The sequence below is a fragment of the Psychrobacter glaciei genome (assembly GCF_014652895.1).
In the GTDB taxonomy this organism is placed as follows: domain Bacteria; phylum Pseudomonadota; class Gammaproteobacteria; order Pseudomonadales; family Moraxellaceae; genus Psychrobacter; species Psychrobacter glaciei.
This window is the reverse complement of record NZ_BMZR01000005.1, coordinates 115,633-140,075: the sequence shown is the minus strand read 5'-3', so window position 1 is coordinate 140,075 and position 24,443 is coordinate 115,633. Positions and strand designations below refer to the sequence as shown.

18 protein-coding genes are annotated in these 24,443 nt (G+C 43.9%); 11 read left to right on the top strand and 7 right to left on the bottom strand.

Translation table 11 applies throughout. The features are described 5' to 3' along the window. The first annotated feature begins 77 nt into the window (after nt 1-77). Nucleotides 78-1,412, top strand: coding sequence for an Lnb N-terminal periplasmic domain-containing protein (locus IE130_RS11610; RefSeq protein WP_189586112.1), 1,335 nt, complete (start codon nt 78-80; stop codon nt 1,410-1,412). Nucleotides 1,413-1,419: 7 nt separating this feature from the next. Here the strand turns inward: IE130_RS11610 and IE130_RS11605 are convergent, their stop codons facing one another. Next, complete coding sequence (locus IE130_RS11605) at nt 1,420-2,016, bottom strand: YcgN family cysteine cluster protein (protein ID WP_189586109.1); 597 nt, start codon at nt 2,014-2,016, stop codon at nt 1,420-1,422. A gap of 161 nt (nt 2,017-2,177) precedes the next feature. Here IE130_RS11605 and IE130_RS11600 point away from each other — a divergent pair, with 161 nt between their 5' ends. The 5 genes from IE130_RS11600 to mutY all read left to right on the top strand — a co-directional run bounded on the left by IE130_RS11600 (nt 2,178) and on the right by mutY (nt 10,250). Beyond that, nucleotides 2,178-2,915, top strand: coding sequence for a dienelactone hydrolase family protein (locus IE130_RS11600; protein ID WP_189586106.1), 738 nt, complete (start codon nt 2,178-2,180; stop codon nt 2,913-2,915). Nucleotides 2,916-3,087: 172 nt separating this feature from the next. Further along, nucleotides 3,088-6,243 carry a DUF2339 domain-containing protein gene (locus IE130_RS11595; protein WP_189586102.1) on the top strand — a complete coding sequence of 1,052 codons (3,156 nt, stop codon included), beginning with the start codon at nt 3,088-3,090 and terminating at the stop codon, nt 6,241-6,243. A gap of 131 nt (nt 6,244-6,374) precedes the next feature. Then, the gene (gene ylqF, locus IE130_RS11590) at nt 6,375-7,331 is read left to right on the top strand and encodes a ribosome biogenesis GTPase YlqF (protein ID WP_189586099.1); all 957 of its coding nucleotides are present in this window, start codon (nt 6,375-6,377) and stop codon (nt 7,329-7,331) included. 129 nt (nt 7,332-7,460) lie between these two features. Then, nucleotides 7,461-8,882, top strand: a complete 1,422-nt coding sequence (locus IE130_RS11585; protein ID WP_189586095.1) for a KAP family P-loop NTPase fold protein — start codon at nt 7,461-7,463, stop codon at nt 8,880-8,882. Between the two features lie 105 nt (nt 8,883-8,987). Beyond that, a complete protein-coding gene (gene mutY, locus IE130_RS11580; protein WP_189586091.1) occupies nt 8,988-10,250 on the top strand; it encodes an A/G-specific adenine glycosylase in 1,263 nt (420 codons plus the stop codon). Between the two features lie 134 nt (nt 10,251-10,384). Here the strand turns inward: mutY and IE130_RS11575 are convergent, their stop codons facing one another. Both IE130_RS11575 and rapA read right to left on the bottom strand, forming a co-directional pair. Beyond that, entirely contained in the window at nt 10,385-11,287 is a 903-nt protein-coding gene (locus IE130_RS11575; RefSeq protein WP_010197837.1) for an acyl-CoA thioesterase, read from the bottom strand. Between the two features lie 665 nt (nt 11,288-11,952). After that, the gene (gene rapA / locus IE130_RS11570; protein ID WP_189586088.1) at nt 11,953-14,841 is read right to left on the bottom strand and encodes an RNA polymerase-associated protein RapA; all 2,889 of its coding nucleotides are present in this window, start codon (nt 14,839-14,841) and stop codon (nt 11,953-11,955) included. 360 nt (nt 14,842-15,201) lie between these two features. Here rapA and IE130_RS11565 point away from each other — a divergent pair, with 360 nt between their 5' ends. After that, nucleotides 15,202-16,158: a D-2-hydroxyacid dehydrogenase gene (locus tag IE130_RS11565; RefSeq protein WP_189586085.1), complete on the top strand. Its 957-nt coding sequence runs from the start codon at nt 15,202-15,204 to the stop codon at nt 16,156-16,158. On the opposite strand, the gene IE130_RS11560 is transcribed toward IE130_RS11565, so the two are convergent. Both IE130_RS11560 and IE130_RS11555 read right to left on the bottom strand, forming a co-directional pair. Then, nucleotides 16,148-17,731, bottom strand: a complete 1,584-nt coding sequence (locus tag IE130_RS11560; RefSeq protein ID WP_189586082.1) for a flavin-containing monooxygenase — start codon at nt 17,729-17,731, stop codon at nt 16,148-16,150. The two genes, IE130_RS11565 and IE130_RS11560, sit on opposite strands and share 11 nt — an antisense overlap. A 93-nt stretch (nt 17,732-17,824) precedes the next feature. Continuing rightward, complete coding sequence (locus tag IE130_RS11555) at nt 17,825-18,538, bottom strand: RluA family pseudouridine synthase (RefSeq protein WP_189586079.1); 714 nt, start codon at nt 18,536-18,538, stop codon at nt 17,825-17,827. A gap of 409 nt (nt 18,539-18,947) precedes the next feature. On the opposite strand from IE130_RS11555, the gene trxA reads away from it, so the two are divergent. The 3 genes from trxA (at nt 18,948) to IE130_RS11540 (ending at nt 21,800) form a co-directional block, all read left to right on the top strand. Then, the gene (gene trxA, locus IE130_RS11550; protein ID WP_010197853.1) at nt 18,948-19,274 is read left to right on the top strand and encodes a thioredoxin; all 327 of its coding nucleotides are present in this window, start codon (nt 18,948-18,950) and stop codon (nt 19,272-19,274) included. 535 nt (nt 19,275-19,809) lie between these two features. Beyond that, entirely contained in the window at nt 19,810-21,078 is a 1,269-nt protein-coding gene (gene rho / locus IE130_RS11545; protein WP_010197854.1) for a transcription termination factor Rho, read from the top strand. 482 nt (nt 21,079-21,560) lie between these two features. Continuing rightward, nucleotides 21,561-21,800 (top strand): YMGG-like glycine zipper-containing protein, encoded by a 240-nt coding sequence (locus tag IE130_RS11540; protein WP_010197855.1) that lies wholly within the window; start codon nt 21,561-21,563, stop codon nt 21,798-21,800. Nucleotides 21,801-21,936: 136 nt separating this feature from the next. Here IE130_RS11540 and ypfJ read toward each other — a convergent pair whose 3' ends face one another. Then, nucleotides 21,937-22,824 (bottom strand): KPN_02809 family neutral zinc metallopeptidase, encoded by an 888-nt coding sequence (gene ypfJ / locus IE130_RS11535; protein WP_189586076.1) that lies wholly within the window; start codon nt 22,822-22,824, stop codon nt 21,937-21,939. A gap of 511 nt (nt 22,825-23,335) precedes the next feature. Between ypfJ and IE130_RS11530 the strand changes: the two genes are divergently transcribed. Then, nucleotides 23,336-23,692, top strand: a complete 357-nt coding sequence (locus IE130_RS11530) for a hypothetical protein (protein ID WP_189586073.1) — start codon at nt 23,336-23,338, stop codon at nt 23,690-23,692. Between the two features lie 223 nt (nt 23,693-23,915). On the opposite strand, the gene IE130_RS11525 is transcribed toward IE130_RS11530, so the two are convergent. Then, a complete protein-coding gene (locus IE130_RS11525; RefSeq protein ID WP_010197859.1) occupies nt 23,916-24,215 on the bottom strand; it encodes an integration host factor subunit alpha in 300 nt (99 codons plus the stop codon). Nucleotides 24,216-24,443 lie beyond the last annotated feature (228 nt).

The window sequence follows — 24,443 nt, the reverse complement described above, 5'->3', positions numbered from 1 at the left end:
AAATTCACTCAAATTGTACTGTCAGTGTGTTATAAACTTTGCTATGGTCAAAGCCTTTACTCATCAAAAAAAATCCTATGTCGCTACGTTCCTTTTTTTCTCGCTTACTCTCGATTGGTTCGCATAGCTCTGCGGCAAACAGTCGTCTTGCAAATCATGACTTAGAGAAGGCATCATCAGACAGTAAGCAGCCAAAACATAAGTGGCGACATCGTCTTGTGCGGTTTTTTATCGCCGTCACACTGTTGCTATCAGCAGTCTGGCTACTACTAGCGATTTGGTATCAGTTTGGCGCGCACTCAGCTATAACGTGGCTGGCAACTATCATCATTATTGGCGTGCTTAGCGCTTTGTTTTTTATGCGTCATTGGACAATTGATGCTAAGCAAGCACCTCAGAATATAACGGCGGACAGACAAGCTAGCGGCAAAAAAACCACGACTCAGCAAACAAAGGTCAAATGGCTAATCGGACTATACGCGGCGATTTGGTGCTTAGGTGTTGGTTGGTTTATATCGATCGAACCCCAGCAACAACGCGAGTGGATGCCAGAAGTCAGCCAAAAAATCACTTATGAGCGTGATCCAAACAATCCCGATTTGATTACGCTCACCAATGTCCGCAACTTTGATTGGCATACCGAAGACGACGCGACGGCACGCTGGGAGACACGGACGATTGATATGTCAAAATTGTCTGGCGTCGATGTGGCGAACTCTTATTGGATGGGGCCACTGATTGCCCATACTTTGGTGAGCTTTCGTTTTGAAGATGATAGACCGCTCGCTTTCTCGTTTGAGATTCGCAAAGAACAAGGCGAGTCTTTTTCGGCGCTCGCAGGATTTTTTAGACGTTATGAGCTGAGCCTGATTGCCGCAGAAGAGCGCGATATTATCTATACGCGGACGAATAAACGCGGTGAGCAAGTTTATCTATTGCCGGTTAGCCATTTGCAGCAACGCGAGGTCAAGTCATTATTTGAGTCTTATCTAACCGCTGCCGATGAGCTAAATGCTAAGCCTGCGTGGTATAACACCTTGACCAGTAACTGTACCAATATTATCTTTTATATGGCGCGTCTGGTCAGCGGCGACCGTCTGCCGTGGGATTACCGAATTTGGGTCTCAGGCTGGCTACCAAACTATCTCTATGACGTCGGCATGCTCGATACCAACTCCCAATTAAATGAACAACAGCATGGCGAGCAAAACTGGTCGATGGACACTTGGTACGAGCGCACCCATATTAATCCAAAAGTTCGTGGGTTTGACAATCAATCTAATCTAGAATCAGGTATTAACAGTCGCGAATTTTCTACGCAAATTCGTCAAGGCATTCCCATTCCGCCCTTGGCTGATTCGCAAGCAAGCGCTGAGGCACAAGCCCAATCTGCGGCTCAAGCATCTAACTAATCATAGATTAAGGCTTGACCCAATTCACCACCCGCGTCTCCATCTCTTCATCAGACATACCAATTTCAGAGACGCAGCGACCTGCCACGCCCACATTGACAGCGCGCATTTTCTGCTGGGTCTCTACCGCATTTTGGGTCAGTAACAGATGCCAACTCGGTAGGTTTTGTCCTTTATACAAGCGCTTGTAAGCGCAGTGCGATGGTAGCCACATCATCTGCGGTAAGTTGTCCATGGTCAATTGAATACAATCTGGCACGTGCTCTTGACGTGTTGCATAGTGACCACAGTATCCCGTCGCACAGTCCATCAGCTGACAAGTGACATCGGTATATTCGACTAGCTCCTCGTCCACATCGCCATTCTCATCTTCATCGATATACTTAATCAAACAGCAACTGCCGCAGCCATCGCACAACGCTTCCCATTCGCTATGGTTTAATTTATCTAAGCTAAAGCGTTCCCAAAACTGTGGGCGCAATGTCTCAGACGTTTCATTTGATTCGCTGTCAGGAAACAAGCTCACGATTGGGTCTGATTTCAGCGGCTGAACAGCATCAGCGTTCAAATTGGCAGCAGATTGATTTAACAAGTTAATAGTCATAGCATTGTAGTCGATTTTTTATAAAGAGACATTTTGATAAAGAGCGTTACAGTATTATAGCTGTTTTTACTGGATATGGGCGTTAAGGTAGTACAAGTCAGAAAAACGAACCCTCACAATGACGAATAAATAAAACTTACAACATAAAAAAGGACAATAATATGTCAATTAAGACTTTCGAATTAATCAGTACAACCGAAAATGGTATTGAGCTTATCAGCTATGTGGCGCTACCAGAAAATGCATCAGACGATACGGCAGTGCCAGGTATTTTAGTGGCACCAGAATGGTGGGGCGTGGTCGAACATCCAAAATCAGTGGTCGAACGCTTGGCAGCAGCAGGTTATGCAGCAGTCGCTATGGATATCTATGGCGAAGGCAAACTAACCACAGATGCAGCCCAAGCTAACATGTGGATGGAACAAGTATTAGAAGATCAAGATATGCTAATGGCGCGCTGCCGCTTGATCCTCAATGATTTCAGTGATCAACTGGCAGTCGATGGCGATAATTTAGCGGCAATCGGTTACTGCTTCGGTGGTAAAGTTGTTCTCGATATGGCGCGTGACGGTATGCCATTAAAAGCAGTTGCGACTTTCCATGGCAACCCATCAGCAAAACAGCCAGCAGACAAAAACTTCAAAGCCAAAGTATTAGTCGCTCATGGTCGTGATGACTCGATGGTATCCATGGAGGCAATCGAAGGTCTAAAATCAGAGCTAGATGCAGCAGACGTTGACTACACTATCGACGTTTATGACAATGCTAAGCACGGATTTACCAACCCACATGCCGATGAGCGTGCCGCTAAAAATGAGGTAGATCTTGGCTATAATGAAGCCGCTGCCAAGCAAAGCTGGGAAAACATGCTTGAGTTTATGAAAGCCAATTTAGCATAAAGAATATTTTGGTATAAAGATCATCAAAAAGGGCAGCTTAACTATTAAGCTGCCCTTTTATTTTGAGTCTCGTTTTCTCCACTGTCTCTTAGATGAGTAATCAGACCAGTCTTGTACTTCTGAGCAAATCAGGTCATTATCACTTTACTATAAGCTGGATTGAGTGACGAGGATGTTATATCTATTAGTGACCCAATTGGGGTGGCTGGCTTTTACCATTTTATTGATTGTGGTTGTCGCGTTATATACTAGAATAACTCGAAAAATCGAGCATTTGCGCCGTGATGTGATAAAGCTGCAAGCGGAGCTTGAGCAGCAAAAAGACCATAGTATGGCATCTTCACTGACTCGTTCGGCTGATGAAAGCGTTTATGCGCACGAGACTTCTACTGAAGACAGCATGTCTAAGGATACAAGTTTTGCTTCACAAAATTTGTCTACCGATAGTGCGTCACCTCTGTCATCTCCATCGCCGCCCCCACTTCCCATGGCTACTGCAAGTCTCATCACACAGGCAACCTCAAACGTCTCTGATGATAAACCTATAAATAATCACGCCTCAATCACCACAAAAAACAACACACTGGCAGCGAAACCAAGCGCACCGATAGAGCCTGATGAACGCTCATTACCTATCGTTACTTCATTGATTCATTCAATCAAAAACTGGTTCTTCGGTGGTAATTTAGTCGTGCGCGTTGGCGTATTAGTATTACTAGTAGGTGTGGTGCTACTGCTACGCTTGCTGAGCGAGTATATAGAGATTTCGATTACTGCAAAGCTCATGACTATCGGCATCGCAGGACTTGGATTGGCAGCGCTTGGATTAAAACTAACGGCAAAACGTTTCTCGTATGGGATTACTTTACAAGGTGCAGGCTTAGCCATTGCTTATCTGAGTACCTTTTTTGCTTATAGTGTCTATCAAATTATCCCAAGTTTACCGAGCTTTATTGGACTCGGATTGCTATCCGCCATTACTATTGCCCTCGCCGTACGCCAAAATGCTTTTCCTTTAGCGTTGTTGGCCTTATCGGGCGGTTTTTTTGCGCCTATTTTGACTGGTAACGATACCGGCAGCTTAGTGACATTGTTCAGCTATTATTTACTTTTGAACGTGGCGATTGCGATTATCGCGCATTACCGCCCTTGGAAGATACTCAACCTATTCGGTGTGGTCGTGACATTTGGGCTGGCTTACTATTGGGGCATGAGTGGGGATTTGAGCGCTGTCGTTGAAACGCAGCGTTGGTCATTGATGGTATTGGTTACCTTACATTTACTGCTTTACTTGTTTGTCGTCATTCGCTACGCACAGCAAATCATCACCTATAACATTCTCAATGAAAAAAATTCTTCTCATATAGATAACGCAAACAATGCAGATAACGTGGGCAAAATCCATTTAGAAAATAACAGCTATGTATTTCCCATTGATACGGGCTTACTGTGTTCAGTACCTATACTGGCATTTGGCTTATTTGCTGCCTTATTAGATGACATCCCTAACGCTTTAACCATTACTAGTGCAGTTTTAGCAGTCATTTATTTGGGACTTGGCTGGGTGTTTGTCCAGCGCAGTCAGCGTTATGCTTTAATTACCGAGGGCATGTTGGCATTAGGGTTTGGCTTTTTGGCATTGGTGATTCCGCTGGCATTAGATGCCGAATGGATTGCTTTTGGCTGGTCAGTACAAGGATTGGCACTGGTGTGGTTCGGACGGCGCTCGCTACGCGCTTGGTCAGTGCTATTTGGTTTACTATTGCAGCTAATCAGTATAGGCATGTTGATGATAAAGGTGGTCTTCGCCGTTCAAGACTATCAAACATTGGCCTTAACCATTTCGGCTATGGCTTATCTAACCACTGTATTTATTTTACGCGCTAGCAACTCGCCGGCTATCCTAAATAATAGTTTGAACGACGACTTAAACGGTGGCTTAGATAATTCCTCAACACATTCTCAAGAGCAAACCACCACCTCAGATTCAATAGTAACCTACGCCAACGCACTGGGTATTAGCACCCAAGCCGCGCAGCAATGGCTGACCTCAATCAATAGCCAAAGCAAAGTCTTCAACCTCGTGTGGCGCAGTCCTCTATTAATACGATTTTTAACTTTTACTGCTATGGCTTGGCTACTACAAGTATTGCTGCTCGATTTTAATCAATGGTTTACCAGTTGGACATTAGCAACGACGACAATGATTGCCTTCGCGGCACTGATCAGCTTGAGTACTTACTGGGTCATCAATCGTTATCGCTTGTGGGCAGAGATCAGACAGTTTAGTCACGGCTTATTAGTGGTGTTTTATCTAATGCTTGTCCTACAGCTACCGCAAAAATTCGAATTTCATTCAGCATGGCAGACAGCAGATTGGTTGTTATTTACTATCCTAATCATTGGCGGGTTGGTCATCGGACAGTTGTGGTTAAAGACGTGGTACGAGCATTCAGAGTTGTCACGCTACGATGGCGCGAGCTGGTTGGGCGCTGGCATTTTAGTCATCGCTGCCGCAGCTCACTATGGACTCGCAGATTCAGCTGGGGTGATGGCTATCTTGATTCCAGCCATTTTGATATTGGCTGGGTTATGGTTCAGCTATCGTGATTCCGGTTATCGTCAGCAAAATACGCGAACGCGTGAGGTGTTAAATCAAGGTTTTCTGTACTGGTTTGATTGGCAACAAGCGCTATTCCAATGCGCTGCTATATTCGCATCTATCGCCTTATTTTGGGTCGTCATTACCAACTGGTCTTATGATGGCGTGATCTGGGAACTGCCCTACTTCCCACTGCTAAATTTATACGACATTACCTCATGGCTCGCGCTATTCGTTGGTTGCAGTCTATATTACATGAGCCAACATCGCCGCGACGAGGGGCGCATTGCATCAAATACCGACGTCAAATCCAAGCGTATATTCACCACTAATACTTTACTAACTGTGTTGGGGCTTATCAGTTTTTGGTTGATATCTAGCATGTTGGTCAGGACGCTACACGCCTTTATCGCTACACCGCTATGGAACAGTGCTCAGGGCGGCGCGTGGCAAAGTGAGCAAGTACAGACGGGGCTAACCATTTTATGGACGCTCTTGGCATTAGTCGCCACCATCATCGCCAGTCGCTACTGGCAGCGCGCGCTTTGGTTTATGGGCATCGGGCTGTTGGGTATCGTTGTGCTTAAATTGGTATTAGTCGATTTGTCACAAACTGAGGCGATTTGGCGAGTGATATCCTTCCTTGGTGCAGGCAGCTTGATACTGTTAATTGGTTATCTTGCCCCATTACCACCCGCGCACGAGGAAACAGAAAACCAAAATTAGGCGTAATGACAAATCTGGTTAAGTGAAATTGTGCCGTGAGCAATGTGGTTCTGTAGTAAACTGGACACCATTAGAAAGTAAACGTTGATTGTTTTACTTTTAGCATTTTTTATAAAAGGTTATGAAAGCAGATGGATAAGAGAGTAAGTATTCAGTGGTTCCCTGGGCATATGAACAAAGCCCGTAACGAAATCAAAGAAATCATGCCGCAGATGGATTTGGTCATTGAGGTCATTGATGCGCGTATCCCTTATAGTAGTGAAAACCCAATGGTTGCGGCATTGCGCGGCGAAAAACCTGTCATCAAAATCCTGAACAAAGCCGATCTTGCTGATCCAGAATTGACCCAAGCGTGGATGGAATATCTTGAGCAGCAAAGCGGTGTCAAAGCCATTGCTTGCGATACCGAGAAAGCCAATGATGTAAAACGCATCATCGCCATCTGTAAACAACTCGTGCCCAATAAAGTCGGCACGGGTCGTCAGATTAAAGCCATGATTATGGGCATTCCAAACGTTGGCAAATCAACGCTAATTAATACGCTAGCAGGACGCGCGGTGGCAAAGACAGGCGATGAGCCAGCCGTGACCAAGTCGCAGCAGCTGATTAAGCTTGACGATGACATCATGCTCTATGATACCCCCGGAATGCTATGGCCAAAAGTCGAAAACGAACACTCTGGCTATCGTTTGGCAGCGACTGGTGGTATTCGTGATACGGCTTTTGACTTCGCTGATGTGGCCAGTTACACCGCTGAGTACTTGATGCATGCCTATCCTGAACTGCTAAAAACTCGCTATAAAATTGAAGAATTACCTAAGACAGATTGGGAGTTTTTTGAAGTGGCGGGACGTAATCGCGGCTGTGTACGTTCGGGCAATCAAGTCGATACGTACCGCATGTCTGAGATTCTCGTGAATGAGTTACGTAGCGCTAAAATTGGGCGCATTACGCTAGAAACGCCAGCAATGACCGAGGCTGAAGAACTCGTGGTCGCTGAACAAAGACTCGCTACAGAAGCGAAAAGAATTGCTAAAGAAGAAGAGAAGCGTTTGCGTCGTTTGAAAACACGGAAGAATCGGAAGTAGGTTTGGTTCAAGGCTCATTACTCAAAAAACTATTGCCTATATAAAAGCCCTTATGGGCTTTTTTTATGTCTGTATTATCTGTATAACATAAGTATCGTATATCAAAATTATAAATATAGAGAGTGCTTAATGACAGATTACAGCGTAATGAAAGAGTTAACTTTTTCTAGTAGAGATGAGTTCACACGTAAGCCTATCGCTGAAAAAATCATTAAGTTATTAGATTCAGATATTGATGTCTCACCACTTATCATCGACGGTAAATGGGGTACAGGTAAAACTGAATTTTGCTTCAAACTCAAAAACCTCATTGAAGCAGATAATCCCAATAACTATAAAGTTGGCTACGTGAACGCCTTTCAAGCTGATCATGCTAATGAGCCGCTTTTAACACTTATAGCTGAGGTGGCTAGTTTCTACGATGAAAAAGATGACAAGCGCAAGAATTTTATAAAAAATGCAGTTCCTTACCTAAGGCTTATTTCTGGTATAGGTCTCAAAGCAGGATTAGGATTTGCATTCGGTAGATATGCGGTAGATATTCCTGACGCACTAGCAGATGGAATGGAAGAAATAAAGGATGGGTCAAAATCTCTTATCGACCAATCACTTGAGTCTATGATTAAAGACCAAGTAGAAGCGGAAAAGAATTTATCGACATTGCGTGATGCTCTATCTGATATTGCTTCCACAAACCCTATCATTTTACTTATTGATGAGCTCGATCGTTGTCGTCCAGACTTTGCAGTAATGATGTTAGAAACCATCAAGCATGTGTTCGATGTAGATAATGTGCAAATTATCTTGATTACCAATGCGGAGCAATTAAAAGCAACCATTAAGCACAGCTATGGTAGCGAAACCAATTCTCATGATTACCTATATAAATTCTTTAAGTATCAGATCAACTTGCCCACTTCTACAAAAGACATTGAAGGTAGATCAGTCGAAAATAATGTCACTTACTTTAAAGCCACAGTACAAGCTAGCAAAGTCATTCCACAAGACTTTAAAGAAAACCAATTTATATACGAGATTCCAACTTTCCTTAATGTCGGGAAATTATCACTTCGCAACATTGAGCAGATTGTGCGTTGTATCGAAACGCTAATAATTTTTGAAGATAAAGAACAAAGTAAGTCACGGATTGTTGAGCAAATTTTAATGGTCTTCCTATCGTTTGTTTATATGATAGATAAAGGAATATTTCAGGAGATAATAAGCAAAGAAATCAATGAAGATAGGTTTATGAAATTTATCAACTCTCCAGAAATGTACTTTCAAGATAGGACTCCTCGAGCTCAAGAGTTTCAAACTAAAAGCATCATATTAATAATTTTTAGTAAGTACTTACCTGAAAATTGTTTTTACTTACCTGATGATTATTTAAAGTTTGAAAGAGCTGTAAAAATAATAAGTGATTTTTTATTAAAATATCAATTTCACAACGAAACAAATAATTTAGTTAATGGAAAAAACAATAACTCCTATATCTATAAATACATCGAACATACAATCAACAACCTTCAACTTTTCGAAATCGTTAAGTAGTTATTTTTATTATATTATTTAACTGTATTATGCCAAGGTTGGGTCGTAGCAAATACGTATATCAGGTATAATTGTTTACCTTCAAAAAACCAAATATAAGAGCCTATGACCCAGCTAACTGCCAACTCTATACCTTCTGAAACCAACTTTAATCACTCTACAACATCTCTAAACTCCTTTGCCCCGCGCCTACTCGATTGGTTTGCCGAAAATGGTCGCCATGACTTACCTTGGCAACAACACCAGACTGACACGCCCAACCCTTATATTGTTTGGCTATCTGAAGTCATGCTGCAACAGACGCAAGTAACGACAGTGCTACCCTACTTTGCCCGTTTCATGGACAGCTTTCCAACAGTGCAAGATTTAGCAGCAGCGGACTGGGATGCCGTGGCGGAGCATTGGGCGGGGCTAGGCTACTATGCACGCGCGCGTAATTTGCATAAAGGCGCGAAGCAATTAGTTGAAGTCATTGATGAGACGGGCGACTTTCCGCAGACGCTAGCAGGATGGGAAGCTGTTTCTGGAGTTGGCCCATCGACTGCTGGCGCGATTATGGCAATGGGATTACATCATTATGGCGTCATCTGCGATGGCAACGTTAAACGAGTAATCACACGTTGGGCAGCGATTGACGGCGATATTACCAAGTCAGCCACGACCAAAGATCTATGGGCATTAGCGGAACGTTTAACGCCTGTCGATGACTCAGGATTATTTGCGCAAGCGATGATGGATATGGGTGCGACATTATGTACCCGTAGCAAGCCTGCTTGTCTTTTGTGTCCATTAGAGGAAGACTGCCTAGCCCATGCGCAAGGTCGCGAGACGGATTATCCAGTCAAAGCAAAAAAACAGCCTAAACCTAGCAAGTTTAGCAATGCACTGTTAATTAAAAATTCTGGTGGCAATATATTGTGGCTACAACGCCCTGATAATGGCATTTGGGGTGGACTGTGGAGTTTGCCTTTGCAGTTTGTTGAAAAAATTGACGGTAAAGCTGGTAGTAAGGCGACTGCTAAAAAATCAGAAGCCAGCGAGGATAAATCATTAAAAGTTGCTAGCAATGAAAAAATTTATGAAACAGAATTTACCACTGCTGAGCAAATTATTAACGAGTGGTTAGATAAGCATAAATTGGCAGCAAAAGCAGTCAGTAAAACTTTATTAGACGACGCTCCTATTAAGCATTCGCTGACCCATTTCCATTGGTATTTGACACCACAATCCGTTACTTTAAACGCTAAGCAAACTGCCGAAATAACCGAAGCCTTACAAGCAGCAGAGATTAATATTCATTGGTTAAATGCTAATGATGCGCAGGCAACGCTTGGATTGCCACGCGCGATGGTTAAGATTTTAGAATAATCATATAATCCATGCCTCCACACCAATTATGCTCAAACCAACTGATTAAACAACCATCTCGTATGCCATAAAAAAAGCGACTCATCATAAATAGTGAGTCGCTTTTTATTTAATGCTCATAAATACAGAATAAGCTAAGACTTTGGCACTCGCAAGCGCATCAACCCTTCCTGCTGCACAGTGGCCACCAGCTTACCATCTTGCCAGAACTGCCCATGGTTTAAGCCCTTTGCATTAGACGTGGTATCACTCCACATGTCGTACAATAGCCAGTTATTCAAATCAAAATTGCGATGAAAATGCATCGAATGATCGATACTGGCCGCTTGTAAGCCACTAGTCATAAAGCTGACACCATGCGACATCAGGCCGGTTCCCACTAGATAAAAATCAGAAGAGAACGCCAATAGTGCTTGCTGAATAGCAATGGGCTGCTTACCCAGTTCACGAATGCGCAACCAGTTCGCCTGTTTAGGTTTCATCGGCTCCGGATGAATCGGATCGCGCGGTTTGACTGGCTTAATCTCGACATGGCGACGACGCATAAAACGGGCTTTGAGCGCGTCTGGCACTTTACCGACATATTCTTCTTTTAAATCCTGCTCAGCGAGCAAATCTTCAGGCGGCGGATAAACTGGCATATCTTCTTGATACTCCAAGCCCTCTTCCATCGGTGAAAATGAAGCAATCATTGAAAATATCACTTGCTCAACTGGTGGCTTGCCACGCACTTCTTTATATTGAATCGCGGTCACTTCACGCGCAGACAGACTACGACCGTCACGTAGGCGGCGCACTTGATAAATAACGGGCTGAGTGATGTCCCCACCGCGCAAAAAATACCCATGCAGTGAGTGACAGGGTTTGTCTTTATCTAGTGTATGCGCCGCTGCCATGATGGCTTGGGCAAGCACTTGTCCACCAAAAATACGACTGCCGACATAATCGTGGCTTTTACCCTCAAAGACATCAGGAGTAACCTCGATAAGCGCCACCGTAGTCAGCAGCTCATCAATCAGTTGCGAATAATCGGACATGACGATATGTTTCCTTATTTTTATCAAAAACGCTAAGCATCTAAAAATGGGCATCTAAAAACATGCATCCAACGATATCAATATGATATCGAGCAAGATCCTTTGCGGTTGAATGTAAAATAATATGAAATCACTTGCTGAAAATACACAAGAGAGATTTTAGAACAAAAAATACCGATGAAGTATCGCGATGATTAAACATTCATTATTCGGCAAGAAGGCCAACATCTTACCCAAAATTGCGAGCTTTGACTAGATAATGGCGGTGTATCCACCAGTATCCGTCGAATGCACTAACTTAGCGACTAAAGCACATAGGGTCTGTTGAACATTCAAATGTGGTACTGGCAGTGGCTATTTTTTAGACAATACGCAGTGAAATTTTTGACGCCTAGTCGTTCTAGGGTAGACAATTTCGCCATGCATTGGCAAAAAATAGCCCTGCCCCTGCTTGTATACTTGGGGCTGATGCTAAAATCATCCCAAACGTTGTTGTAAACCTAGCTAAGGTCTCGACATTATCGTCGGTTTACGCCTAGTTTGATGCGATTTTAGCGATCAGCAGTCCTAATATTTGAATGTTCAACAGACCCTAATATCAATTATGATAAATGAACAAAAAAACGAGACGGTTAGACACCTCGTTTTTATATCAGACTTTTAACTTATGGTTTTACTGCCACTAGCACGCGGATAGAGTCTGGCACTAGCGATAAATTACTCAAGGCTTGCTCGCCTTGGGCTTTTAGCTGCTCAAGACGCTCAATCTCTGCAGGACGAACGTTAGGATTGATGGTTTGTAGGTGCTTTAGGCGTTTGATTTCACGTGACCACTGTTGGCTAAAGCGGGCGCTCGCCTGCTCACCAATCTCAGCAAGCTGCTGACGGGCAATGTCTTCGGCTTCATAATAACGCTGCTCAATCACATCTCCACGTACTTTAATCACTTGGCGGGCACGGTTTTTATCCAGACGCTCAATATGCGGCATGATCATATCGGCACTGATACGGGCGGATAAATCACTGCCTTGCTCACTGATAAATACACGGATATTTTGTGTCGTCAACGTCGCTGGCAAATTGAGCAATCTCGGCGCAATCGCTTCGACACGGAAATTCACTTCGAGCAGTACCATACCTTGTGGCACAGCAGAACTTTTTAGCATCGCAACCGTGGTATTACCAAAGGTGCTGGTACTCGCCAGCTCATAGATAGCGCGCATCAATGGATGCTCATGAGTGATGAATTCGATATCTTCGCGCTGGAGTGCTTGCTCACGCTCAAAGGTCAAGGTCATACCGTCTTCATCACCAAGTGGCAGGCCATCGATATAATCACTAATCTCGGTGCTATCAATCGGAGCAATCACCCACGAACCATCGCGCTGGATATTGTGATCAATATTGGCTGAGGCAAAAAAGCGCTCGATAAACTGCGGCAATAGATTATGACCATCAAAATCACGCATGGCGTCCGCGATACGACCAGCAACACGGGGACGGCACGAGTTATATTCTAATAGGCGATCACGACCCGCTTGTAGCTGCGCCTCTAGCCCCAATCGCGTCTGTTGTGCTTCTTCAATAATACCTTGCAGAATCGTACGATTAGCATCGGTATCCGCGCCTTCAAGCATCGGCTTAAGCTCTTGGATATACTGCTCTTGTACACTCTGCGCGGTCGGTGAAATCTGATTAAACATATTCAGCGCATCATGATACCAATGATACAATCGCTCTTGCGCTGTGCCCTGTACATAAGGCACGTGCAGCATAATTTGTTGTGTTTGTCCGATACGATCTAAGCGACCGATACGCTGCTCCAAGGTATCTGGATTGGCAGGTAAATCCCATAGTATCAACTGGCTGGCAAACTGGAAGTTACGACCTTCTGAGCCAATCTCCGAGCACAATAATATCTGTGCGCCTTCACTGTCGGCAAAGAATGCCGCTGCTTGGTCACGCTCAAGTAGCGTCATCTGCTCAGTAAAGATAGCCGTCTTAATGCCTGCATGCAGACGTAATACCGCCTCCAAACTCTCAACGGTCGCGCCACTACGGGCAATCAGTAATACTTTTTTGTGCTTAAGCTCACCGCGCAAAATCTCAATCAACCATGGCACACGTGGATCGTCTTCTAGCCAGCCACCATCAGGTTGATTTTCTTCGCCCCATAGCTGCTCGCGCAATTTGCCAGTGGTTTGATAGCTGTCTATCCATGCGGCAGGCAATGGCAGCGGATAAGGCTGACTGCTACGACCATAAAACCCTTTAACACTCTCACGAGTATTACGGAATAAAATACGGCCCGTACCATGACGATCTAATAGCTCATTGAGCGCATGTGTACGCAGTTTTTCATCATCATTAATCGTTGCCAACTCATCCATGCTGATGTCTAGCAAACTGCTTAACGCGGCAATTTGACTGTCGCTCAAAGGCTTATCTTCGATTAACACACCAGCGACAGCAGCCGTTTCAGCAAAAGCTTCTTGACCATCGATAAACTCATCCAAATCATCAAAGCGATCTGGATCGAGCAAACGCAATCGAGCAAAGTGACTTTGTGCCCCAAGCTGTTCAGGCGTCGCTGTCAGTAGCATAACCCCTGGCGTCTCTTCGGCAAAGTCAGCAATCAAGTCATATTTATCGTTGCCGCCTTGCGCCTCGTCCCAATGCAGATGATGCGCCTCATCGACCACTAATAAATCAAACCCTGCATCCATCGCTTGATCATACAAGTCAGGATGGTCGAGCAACAAATCCATACCAGCAATGATACATTGCTCAGTCGCAAAGACATTTTGTTCAGGATCGTGTTCTTTAATGGCTGCCGCACGTACCAAATCAAATAAAGCAAAATTTAAGTTAAAGCGACGACGCAGCTCAATCATCCACTGATATTGTAGACTGTCTGGCACTAGGATAAGCACACGCTCAGCTTTGCCCGTTAACAACTGCTGATGAATAATCAAACCCGCTTCGATGGTTTTACCCAGACCCACTTCGTCAGCGAGCAACACACGCGGTGCGATACGCTTGCCAACTTCATGGGCGATATAGAGCTGATGCTCAATGATATCGACACGTGCGCCCATCATGCCTTTGAGTGGATGACCAGCAAGCGCCGATTGCATACGCAAGATATCTTGACGCAGCTCATACCAATCACCGCGCTCAATACGACCAGCTAGCAGACGCTCAAGCGGCTTAGCCAAGGTGATGTTGGCAGCGAGACGGGTTTCCATGATGCCGCGCTCGTGTTCATCAACACCGTATTTGAGCACGCCCATCACTTCATCAACCGCATTGACTAGATAGCACTTGCCGTCTTGGTCATAAATGCTATCGCCAACTTTGAACACCACGCGTGATAATGGCGCGGAGTTTTTCGCATAGACGCGCGTCTCTTCACTTTGCGGAAATAAAATATGTACACATCGGTCGTCTACATCGATGACCACACCTAAGCCCAACTCGGACTCCGTATCAGATAAATAACGTTGACCAACGGCGAATTCGGTGCTGTGCAATGAAGCGATAGAGATAGTCATAAGGCGATGTCTTTTTGTACTCAGATGATAAGAAAATAGGTAGTTAGCAATGGTGGCTAGTAATGCTGGCAAAGGTTACTTACTCACGCCGCTACCCGTCAAAAAACGTCAGTGCAAAGCAGCCACATAAATCAAGCCAACGTTTTGGCCGAACCATTATATAACGTTAGCGGCTAGATGAGTGCGTTAAGTTGACTTTTCAAGAGCAGATTGATGCAAGATTATTTCAATGCCAAGCATAAGTTGGTCATATAAAATAATAAGATAACGACTCATCATTAAAAACCATTCAACAACATGCTACATTAAGCCGATAATCATGCAAACCCATTTAAAATAACAATGAGATAAGGAATAGCCATGCAAGCGGTTTTTTTAGATAAAGGTACGTTTTCTGATGGCGTCGACTTGCCAGCACCGACAGGCATCAGTGATTATGTGATTTATGATGACACGCCAAAAGACAATGAGGTCATTTTGGCGCGCTGCAAAGACGCTGATATTATCATCACCAATAAAGTCCAAATTGACGCTGACGTAATAAGCAAACTCCCCAACCTGAAGCTTATCCAGCTGACAGCGACCGGTATGAATAACGTCGACCAAGAGGCTTGTGTTGAGCATAATGTCGCGCTATATAACGTCGCAGGTTACGCGGTTAAAAGCGTGCCTGAGCATACCTTTATGCTCATGCTGACAGCTATGCGTGCCGGTATTTATTATCATCAAAAAGTCGCTGACGGCACATGGCAGGCAAACGGTAATTTTTGCCTGCTGGATATTCCGTTGATAGATTTGGAAGATAAAACGCTAGGGATTATTGGGGTCGGCACTATTGGTAAACGCGTCACCGAGATTGCTCGTGCTTTTGGCATGACGGTATTGTGGGCGGAACATCAAGCACAGACACCACGTAATGACGACTATACCGCGTTTGATGAAGTGCTTGCCCGCGCTGATGTGTTGAGCTTGCATTGTCCATTAAACGAGCAAACCCAACATCTCATTAATAAAGCCACCTTGGCAAAAATGACCAAGCAACCGCTTATCGTCAATGTGGCTCGCGGCGGCGTTGTCGATAGCCAAGCACTGACCGATGCCATCAACAATAAGCAAGTCATCGGCTATGCCAGCGATGTATTTGAGCAAGAGCCGATTGTCAAAGACGACCCTTTATTGACCCTTGCTAACCATCCACGTGTCATATTTAGTCCGCACAATGCGTGGGGCAGCAAGAGTGCGCAAGAAACCCTATGGCAAATGCTAAGCAACCAAGTCGCTGACTTTATTGATAGCCACCAAAATGCTAACGGCTAAAACGTAACCAGTCATCTTTTATTTTACGGTGTTTGAGCATAATGCGGTCGCTGACATAATTATTCGTCACATGCCAAGGGTAGCGATCGCCTTGCTTGGGCAACTCGTCCTGAGCTCGCTTAATATAACCCGCCGATAGCGCACCCATCACCGTATCTGACTGAACTTGTACCTTTTCACGCTTGGTCTCAGCTTGTGGCACAGCGACCTGATAACGATGGGTCTGCATATAATCAAGTAGCCGTACGATATACTGAGAAGCTAAGTCTACCTTTAAAGTCCACGAAGCATTGATATAACCAAACATCACGGCCATATTGGGCACATCCTCAACTAGGACTGCTTTGTAGGTCATACGTGCACCCACTTTGACTGGCTGACCATCAATATACAATGACGCGCCGCCGAGCATTTGCAGCTTCAATCCCGTTGCGGTGACAATAATATCAGCATCGAGATGTTTACCCGACTCAAGCATGATGCCCGTTTTAGTAAAGTGGCTGATTTGGTCAGTGACCACCCCTGCTCTTTTGCTGTGCAAGGTATTGAATAAGTCACCATCTGGCACCGCACAGAGTCGCTCATCCCATGGATTGTAAGCAGGAACAAAATGATCAACAGCGACACCACTACCTTTTAACTCTCTTTTCACGCCATAGGTTAATAGCGCTTTTAACACTTTCGGTGCATGGGCAGCAAACTGATAAACGCCTTGCTGTCTTAAGACGTTACGCGCCCGCAATAGCGTATAAGCTTGCTGTTTTGATAAAGGCGAAAATTTAGCAGATAGCCACTCAAGCGCATAATCATCGCCAGGTACGCTTGCCACATAAGTCGGCGAACGTTGCAACATCGTAACGTGCTGCACGCATTGACCATCGTCTTCATTGACCATCGCAGGCAACAACGTCATCGCTGTGGCACCGCTACCAATAATGACCACTTTTTTATCATGATAATCAACGTTGTTCCAATGCTGCGGATGGACGATTTGACCTTGGAAATCTTCTTCCTTTTCAAAATGCGGTTGATAACCCTGCTCATAGTCATAATAGCCGGTTGCCCCGACGACGAAGTTTGCGGTCAACGTAGACACCTCACCGCTCACATGATTTTTGATCGTGGCTGACCACTGTTGATCATGGCTTGACCACGACAACTGCTGCACTTCATGCTGATAGCGAATATGTTCAGTAATGCCAAATTCACGCGCCGTATCAGCGATATAACTCTTAATGTCTTCACCTGCTGCCAGCATTCGATGATCTAACCACGGTCTAAAACTATAGCCAAAGGTCAAGGCATCAGAGTCAGAGCGAATACCAGGATACGTAAATAAATCCCAAGTACCACCTAGATCCGAGCGCTTTTCTAATACGATAAATGGTGGCGTTTTTGCCTGCTTACTCACTTTCTTTTTTGGCTTGCGTTGTTGCAATTGACAGGCCATCCCGATACCGGCAAGCCCTGCACCGACGATAAGCACATCACAATCTACTGGCGGCGCTGCTGGTGATTTTTTGCGTTTAAAGCGCTTCTTGATGGCTTGTCTGGTCGCAGTGATATTAAGCATAATTTTATCCCTATAGTTAGCTTACTTACTTTTTATCCCATAACACAATATTGGTAATAATGTTTAAACAACCTATAACGCAAAGCCGACACCTTAAAAAGGGCTGGGACTCTCCCAGTCCATCCACGCACCTAGTACCGGATGTTTGAGACGCAGTTGCTGGGCATGCAGATTGAGCCGTGGCGCAATTGTCAATGCATTCCCTTCAGCATAAATGGGGTCGCCTATCATGACGTGACCGACGTGCACCATATGGACGCGCAACTGATGACTGCGCCCAGTGACTGGCTTTAGCATCACGCGCGTGACCGTTTGACCGTTGCAGTCTTCATGCGCAAGCACTTCATACAAGGTTAGCGCGTGCTTTGACCAGTCGTGGTCAACGATGTGGCGCGGTTTGGTGCTTGGCTCATAGCGTACTGGCACTGAGATTTTGCCTTTTGCACCCACGCTCTCCCATGCGCCAAAAACCCGTGCTTGATACTTTTTTTGCGGCAGACGTTCAATGAACTGTTTACTGATATTGGTTTGCGCAGCGGCATTTTTTGCAAAAATCAATAAACCAGAGGTATCCATATCCAGTCGGTGAATCAATTTAACCGCAGGATTGGCACGCTCTAGTCGCGCCAGCAAACTCACCTTTAGCGTTTTGCCATCGACACTCAGCAGTCCTGCTGGCTTGTCGACCACCCAGATATCGTCATCCTCGTAAACGGTAACGTCTTTCGCGAACGCTTTGAAGAACTCAAGCGGATAGGCACTTTCTTGGGCGTTAAGGGTTAGAATTTTTTCATCAGTAAAAGGCATAAAAGAAGCTACTTATATTGTTGAGCTTGAGAATAAATACTGTCGTGCATTAAAAATGCTAAGCCGAAGATCGCATCTAAAATGACCTATCGACATAAAGTTTATTGCTAAAAGTTGAAACTGAACCAGACCATGAGAACCATGTTCGAGCACAGAGCTAAAACGACAATAGATGGCAAAGGTGACAGGTAAAACAGTACTTGTATCGTTATGTGTTGATTTATTGTGCTAATAGTAATTGTTGAGCAATTTAACCAGCCTGTATCTGTCAAATCTGGGCAAACATGTTAATATAATGGCACATTTTCACCACTTCTTAACGCTTCTTTAGCTACTGACCAATCTATTATTAAACCAATATGCATGTCGATGAGTAGCGATAGAAATAATAAAACAAGAGAGAAAAACTATGTCAGACCTTATTGTTAACACCACCGATGCAAATTTTGACCAAGACGTCCTACAATCAGATGTACCAGTATTGGTAGATTTTTGGGCAACGTGGTGTGGTCCTTGTAAAGCAATTGCCCCTATTCTAGAAGACCTAGCATCTGAGTATCAAGGCAAAATCAAAATCGTCAAAGTTGATGTTGATAACAACCCACAAGCAGCCAGCCGTTTTGGTATTCGTAACATCCCAACGCTATTTGTATTCAAAGATGGCGAAAAAGTTGACTCAGTAATGGGTTTACAACCAAAAGCTGAATTGGCTAAAGTAATAGATAAACATCTATAAGTGATACTGCTGGTTTTAACTCATTTAAGTACTAGCAAATGCACAGAAAGCCAGATTAATCGAAAAAGCCATTATCTTGTATAGGTAATGGCTTTTTTGCTTGTTTTTTATGCAAAAACCGCAATTATATGACTTTTTTAGCAAAAATTATTGACAATGCCATTATGAAAACCGTATAGTCTGCTGACAAGAGAAAACTAACGGTTTTCCTAAGTATCTTGTCGCTATTCTCCTCGTGTTTATCAACAAAAACACAATCGTCATTATAAACACCATTACTGAACGAAATGACTAAACACAATTACTGATACTGAGTTTTTGACGCAGACTCTTATGTGGCCTTCTTTATCTTCATTTCTTATGACCTTGCAGCAAAACTCGCAACGCGTACGTAAGCTGACACATAAAATTTTTACTACATAAATCCAGCTCTGTGCCCACACCCTCTATCGCCCTACAATCGTTGTTTTAATCAATATCGTGATTCGTGCTGCTAATGGCATCTCTCATCTGACCAATTGCTAATGACCTATCTATGAATCTAACTGAATTAAAGAAAAACTCAATCGCCGAGCTATTGGCCATCGCCAAAGAAATGGGTCTTGATAATATGGCGCGTAGCCGTAAACAAGATATCATCTTTGCTATCCTAAAAACCCATGCTCGTAACGGTGAAGCCATCTACGGTGATGGTGTACTTGAGGTTCTCCCTGATGGTTTTGGTTTTTTACGCTCCTCAGAAGGCTCTTATTTAGCAGGCCCTGATGATATCTATGTCAGCCCCAGCCAAATTCGTCGCTTTAGCCTAAAGACTGGCGATAGTATCGCTGGCACCATTCGCCCGCCAAAAGATTCTGAGCGTTATTTTGCGCTATTGAAAGTTGGTGAAATCAACTTTGATACCCCAGATCGCTCACGTCATAAGCTTATCTTCGAGAACTTGACTCCCCTATTCCCAACCGAGCAATTAAAGCTCGAGCTAGGTAACGGTACTACTGAAGATTTGACGGGTCGTATCATCGACCTGATTGCTCCGATTGGTAAAGGTCAGCGCTCTATTATTGTCGCACCGCCAAAAGCCGGTAAAACAATGTTGCTACAGACCATTGCCCAATCCATCACTCGTAACAATCCTGAGTGCTATCTAATCGTGCTACTGATCGATGAGCGTCCAGAAGAAGTCACCGAGATGGTACGTACGGTACGCGGTGAAGTGGTTGCTTCGACCTTTGATGAGCCACCTCAGCGCCATGTACAGGTTGCCGAAATGGTCATCGAAAAAGCCAAGCGTTTGGTTGAGCACAAGCAAGACGTGGTTATCCTATTGGATTCTATTACTCGTCTCGCCCGTGCCTACAACACCGTTATTCCTTCATCGGGTAAAGTATTGACCGGTGGTCTGGATGCCAATGCATTGGAACGTCCAAAACGTTTCTTCGGTGCCGCGCGTAATGTTGAAGAAGGTGGTAGCTTGACGATTATTGCCAGCGCCCTTATCGATACTGGTAGTAAGATGGACAGCGTTATCTTTGAAGAATTTAAAGGTACCGGTAACCAAGAGATTACGCTTGAGCGTGATTTGGCTGAAAAACGCGTCTTCCCTGCGATTAATATCAAAAAATCTGGCACTCGCCGCGAAGAGCGCCTGCTTGATGAAGATAAATTGCGCAAAGTTTGGATTCTACGCAAATTGCTACAGCCGATGGATGGCGTGCAAGCCACTGAATTCTTATTGGATCGATTAAAAGAAGCGAAGACCAATGATGAGTTCTTTGAGCAAATGAAACGTAAATCGCAAAACTAATTTCCGATTATCTTGTCAGATGTATTTAGCTTTGATTCAATATTAAGACCACCAATAGGTGGTCTTTTTTATTTACAATACTAGGGCGTGTCCTCAATTCAATCGATGAATATCTAAATGGGCTAAAAATGGCTAAACTTCGTCAAACAGCTGGGTAATATCAAGATATTAACTGCGCTATTTTCCTTGTTTGACTGCAATTTATCTCATTTCTATCACCATTTTTAAAATGAGGACACGCCCTGAAATATCCATTATCTAATGATTAGAAATTTGCTATTCAATATAAGCTGTAGGTACTGCCTATGACACAGTGTGGCAACATCGCTTACATCGTGTTTGCAAAGATTAGCGTTTTTACTACGACTATATGATTAGCAACCGACTATCATGATAGATAGTAGGAATATATTTGAAAATAATCTGGACGCCTTCTTTTAAGGATCTGGTATTTTAAACTTGATGAATCTATAGGTAATCATATGAAATTTGCTAAAACAATCGTAATGACGGCAATCACTAGTTCTGCTCTTATCATGAGTGGTTGTGCTAACACTGGATATACCAGTGGCTTAAGCAACACGACTAAAGGTGCTGCTGCTGGCGCTGCTGCTGGTGCACTTATTAAAAGTGGCGGCGATAGCAAAGACATCGCTCGTGGCGCACTTGGTGGTGCTGCAATAGGCGGTGCTGGTGCTTATATTCTAAATAACAGCAGATAATCTCTAATTAGGTTAACTGCTTTTATTCTGTATACGCATAACTCTGCCTAGAATGTTTTAAGACAAAAAAAGCCTGCAATCAATTGCAGGCTTTTTTGTGTTTAGCATTTGGTTTATTGGTCAAAAGCCAGTGCGTCTATAACGCCCCACTAAAAGTATCACAGGTCTGCACATTGCCGCTCTCCAAACCACGAGTGAACCATTGGACACGCTGCTGACTGGTACCATGGGTAAAGTTGTCAGGGACTACCGCGCCTCCACTCGCACGCGCCAAACGATCGTCACCAATTTGGCTGGCTGCATTGATGGCTTCATCTATATCGCCCGCTTCTAAAAACTGGACACGTTCTTGATTACGCTGCGCCCATACACCCGCGAAGCAATCAGCTTGTAGCTCTTGTAATACGGAGAGCTTATTGGCTTCTGCACGCGTCACTTGCTGACGAGCTTCATTAACCTGTTGGCTAATACCCAATAGCGTCTGCACATGATGACCAACTTCATGCGAGATCACATAAGCTTGCGCAAAATCTCCCGCTTTTCCTTGGTTTTCGCCATTACCTGATCCTTGTTGATCACCTGTAATACCAAGGTTTTGCCGCATTTCTACAAAGAAAGAAGTATCTAGATAGACCGTCTGGTCTCCTGGACAATAGAATGGACCCGTTGCAGAGCTGGCACTACCGCAAGCCGAGCTGACTTGTCCATTAAAGAGTATCAATGACGGCTCTTGATAAGTACTACCACCTTCATTAAATATTTGATGCCACACTTCTTCTGTGTCGGCTAGCACTACTTTTACAAACTGCGTATCACGATCGTCACTGGTCGCCGGCTCGGTTGAAGTATTGCTACCGCCACCTGCTACTACTTGGCCCGTTTGTAAAGCGGTCATGGGGTTAACGCCAAATACTAACCACAAAATACCCGCGATAATAATACCGCCGATACCACCGCCAATCATTTTGCCACCACCGCTACTCGTGCGTACGTTAGAGCTACCTCGTCTGCCTTGCCATTTCATATTCTTACTCCCGAAACATACGATACACCCTGCCATGCGCATGGGTAGTTATTTATATTGTTTAATTGTTGACTCGATTTGCTATTAATCATGCTTAATAGATGCCTCACCTACCCGCTGTTTTTCTAGTCTTTGATTATCCTTCCATTCTAATAAGCAATTAACCTGTTACCTGCTTTATTTAGTAAAACTTGTCTAATAGAATCTAGTTAAATGGAAACGCCACACCATAATGTTCGCCAATTGGTTACGAAAATGGCTCGATTTGCATTAATTATACGTCGATTAATTGAGGTTGTTGTATTAAAAATTATATTAGATAAGCTATGTAAAATACTTTTTACAATTTTATTGTTACTCAATTGTACAGGGTCTTTTCATTTGAAAAGAAAACATATAGAATGCGTGGAAGCTGAGTAGCTGTGACTAAGACTAGTTGAATTCTGAGACATCTCGGACATTCAACCTTTGCTGCTGCTACTGCTCATTTCATTTTCCCGGAGAAAACCTTATGAAACTTAAATTACTTGCTCTAGCTGGTATCATGACTGCAACTATGGGCCTAACTGCCTGTGACAGCAACAAAGAAAACGCTGCTGAAGATTTATCTGACGCGCAAGAAGAAGTGCAAGACGCTTCAGAAGAGCTAAACGAAGCTGCTGCTGAAGGCGAAATGACTGCTGATGCTGACGCTGCTGTTGCCGGCGCTGAAGCTGATATCGCTGATGCACAAGCTGCAACTGCTACTGACGAAATGGACGCTGAAGTTCCTGTAGACGGTACTACTACTAGCGTAGATATGGCTAGCGAAACTGATACTGCTGTTGCAGCATCTGACGAAGTTGTTGTTGAAGAACCAGCTCAGTAATTTTATCGTATCCAACGATAGATATACTGTAGTAAAAAAAAGAGAGCCTATGCTCTCTTTTTTTATGCCTATTATTTAATATATTTGATAACGGGCTAGAAGATTTAATGCTTGTTGTCACACTTTGCATTGACAGCTATAGACAACGCACACTGATCCTGAAAAATCATCGCGACATTATAAGATCTTTCACTGGTCAGAATTTTATAGAGATGAGTGACAGCTATTCATCAAATAGACGCTCATCAACCTGTTGACGAAATTTTTGCCCCGTTTTAAAGGTGACCACACGGCGTGCTGATACAGCCACGGGCTCTCCTGTCTTAGGGTTGCGTCCTGGACGGCTGCTTTTATCTTTAAGCTCGAAGTTGCCAAAGCCTGAAAGCTTGACCTCGTTGCCATCAATCAAACTCTCTGACAACTCATCAAAAAAATTCTCTACCAAACAGCGGCCTTCTTGGCGTGTCAGGTTAAGATGACTCATCAAATGCTCAATCATGTCAGATTTGGTTAAGGTGCTCACAGTACGACTCCTATGCTATGTCGTGATGTCGAATATCATGGTTTAGCGGTATGAGGGTTAAGCTTAGTTAGTATAAAGGTTTTTTGTTATTCTTTTAATAAAGTCTGAATTAAAATCCTTTGATAATAACCACTTAACTTTTTTTATAAAATTTTATCTAAGATAACAATCTTTATAAATAGCAATGCTCTATAGCCTCATAACAAGAAAGGCTACAGAGCATAGGCT

Coding starts and splice junctions, on each gene's coding strand:
- IE130_RS11610 (WP_189586112.1), top strand. CDS start 78: ATGTCGCTACGTTCCTTTTTTTCTCGCTTACTCTCGATTGGTTCGCAT.
- IE130_RS11605 (WP_189586109.1), bottom strand. CDS start 2,016: ATGACTATTAACTTGTTAAATCAATCTGCTGCCAATTTGAACGCTGAT.
- IE130_RS11600 (WP_189586106.1), top strand. CDS start 2,178: ATGTCAATTAAGACTTTCGAATTAATCAGTACAACCGAAAATGGTATT.
- IE130_RS11595 (WP_189586102.1), top strand. CDS start 3,088: ATGTTATATCTATTAGTGACCCAATTGGGGTGGCTGGCTTTTACCATT.
- ylqF (WP_189586099.1), top strand. CDS start 6,375: ATGGATAAGAGAGTAAGTATTCAGTGGTTCCCTGGGCATATGAACAAA.
- IE130_RS11585 (WP_189586095.1), top strand. CDS start 7,461: ATGACAGATTACAGCGTAATGAAAGAGTTAACTTTTTCTAGTAGAGAT.
- mutY (WP_189586091.1), top strand. CDS start 8,988: ATGACCCAGCTAACTGCCAACTCTATACCTTCTGAAACCAACTTTAAT.
- IE130_RS11575 (WP_010197837.1), bottom strand. CDS start 11,287: ATGTCCGATTATTCGCAACTGATTGATGAGCTGCTGACTACGGTGGCG.
- rapA (WP_189586088.1), bottom strand. CDS start 14,841: ATGACTATCTCTATCGCTTCATTGCACAGCACCGAATTCGCCGTTGGT.
- IE130_RS11565 (WP_189586085.1), top strand. CDS start 15,202: ATGCAAGCGGTTTTTTTAGATAAAGGTACGTTTTCTGATGGCGTCGAC.
- IE130_RS11560 (WP_189586082.1), bottom strand. CDS start 17,731: ATGCTTAATATCACTGCGACCAGACAAGCCATCAAGAAGCGCTTTAAA.
- IE130_RS11555 (WP_189586079.1), bottom strand. CDS start 18,538: ATGCCTTTTACTGATGAAAAAATTCTAACCCTTAACGCCCAAGAAAGT.
- trxA (WP_010197853.1), top strand. CDS start 18,948: ATGTCAGACCTTATTGTTAACACCACCGATGCAAATTTTGACCAAGAC.
- rho (WP_010197854.1), top strand. CDS start 19,810: ATGAATCTAACTGAATTAAAGAAAAACTCAATCGCCGAGCTATTGGCC.
- IE130_RS11540 (WP_010197855.1), top strand. CDS start 21,561: ATGAAATTTGCTAAAACAATCGTAATGACGGCAATCACTAGTTCTGCT.
- ypfJ (WP_189586076.1), bottom strand. CDS start 22,824: ATGAAATGGCAAGGCAGACGAGGTAGCTCTAACGTACGCACGAGTAGC.
- IE130_RS11530 (WP_189586073.1), top strand. CDS start 23,336: ATGAAACTTAAATTACTTGCTCTAGCTGGTATCATGACTGCAACTATG.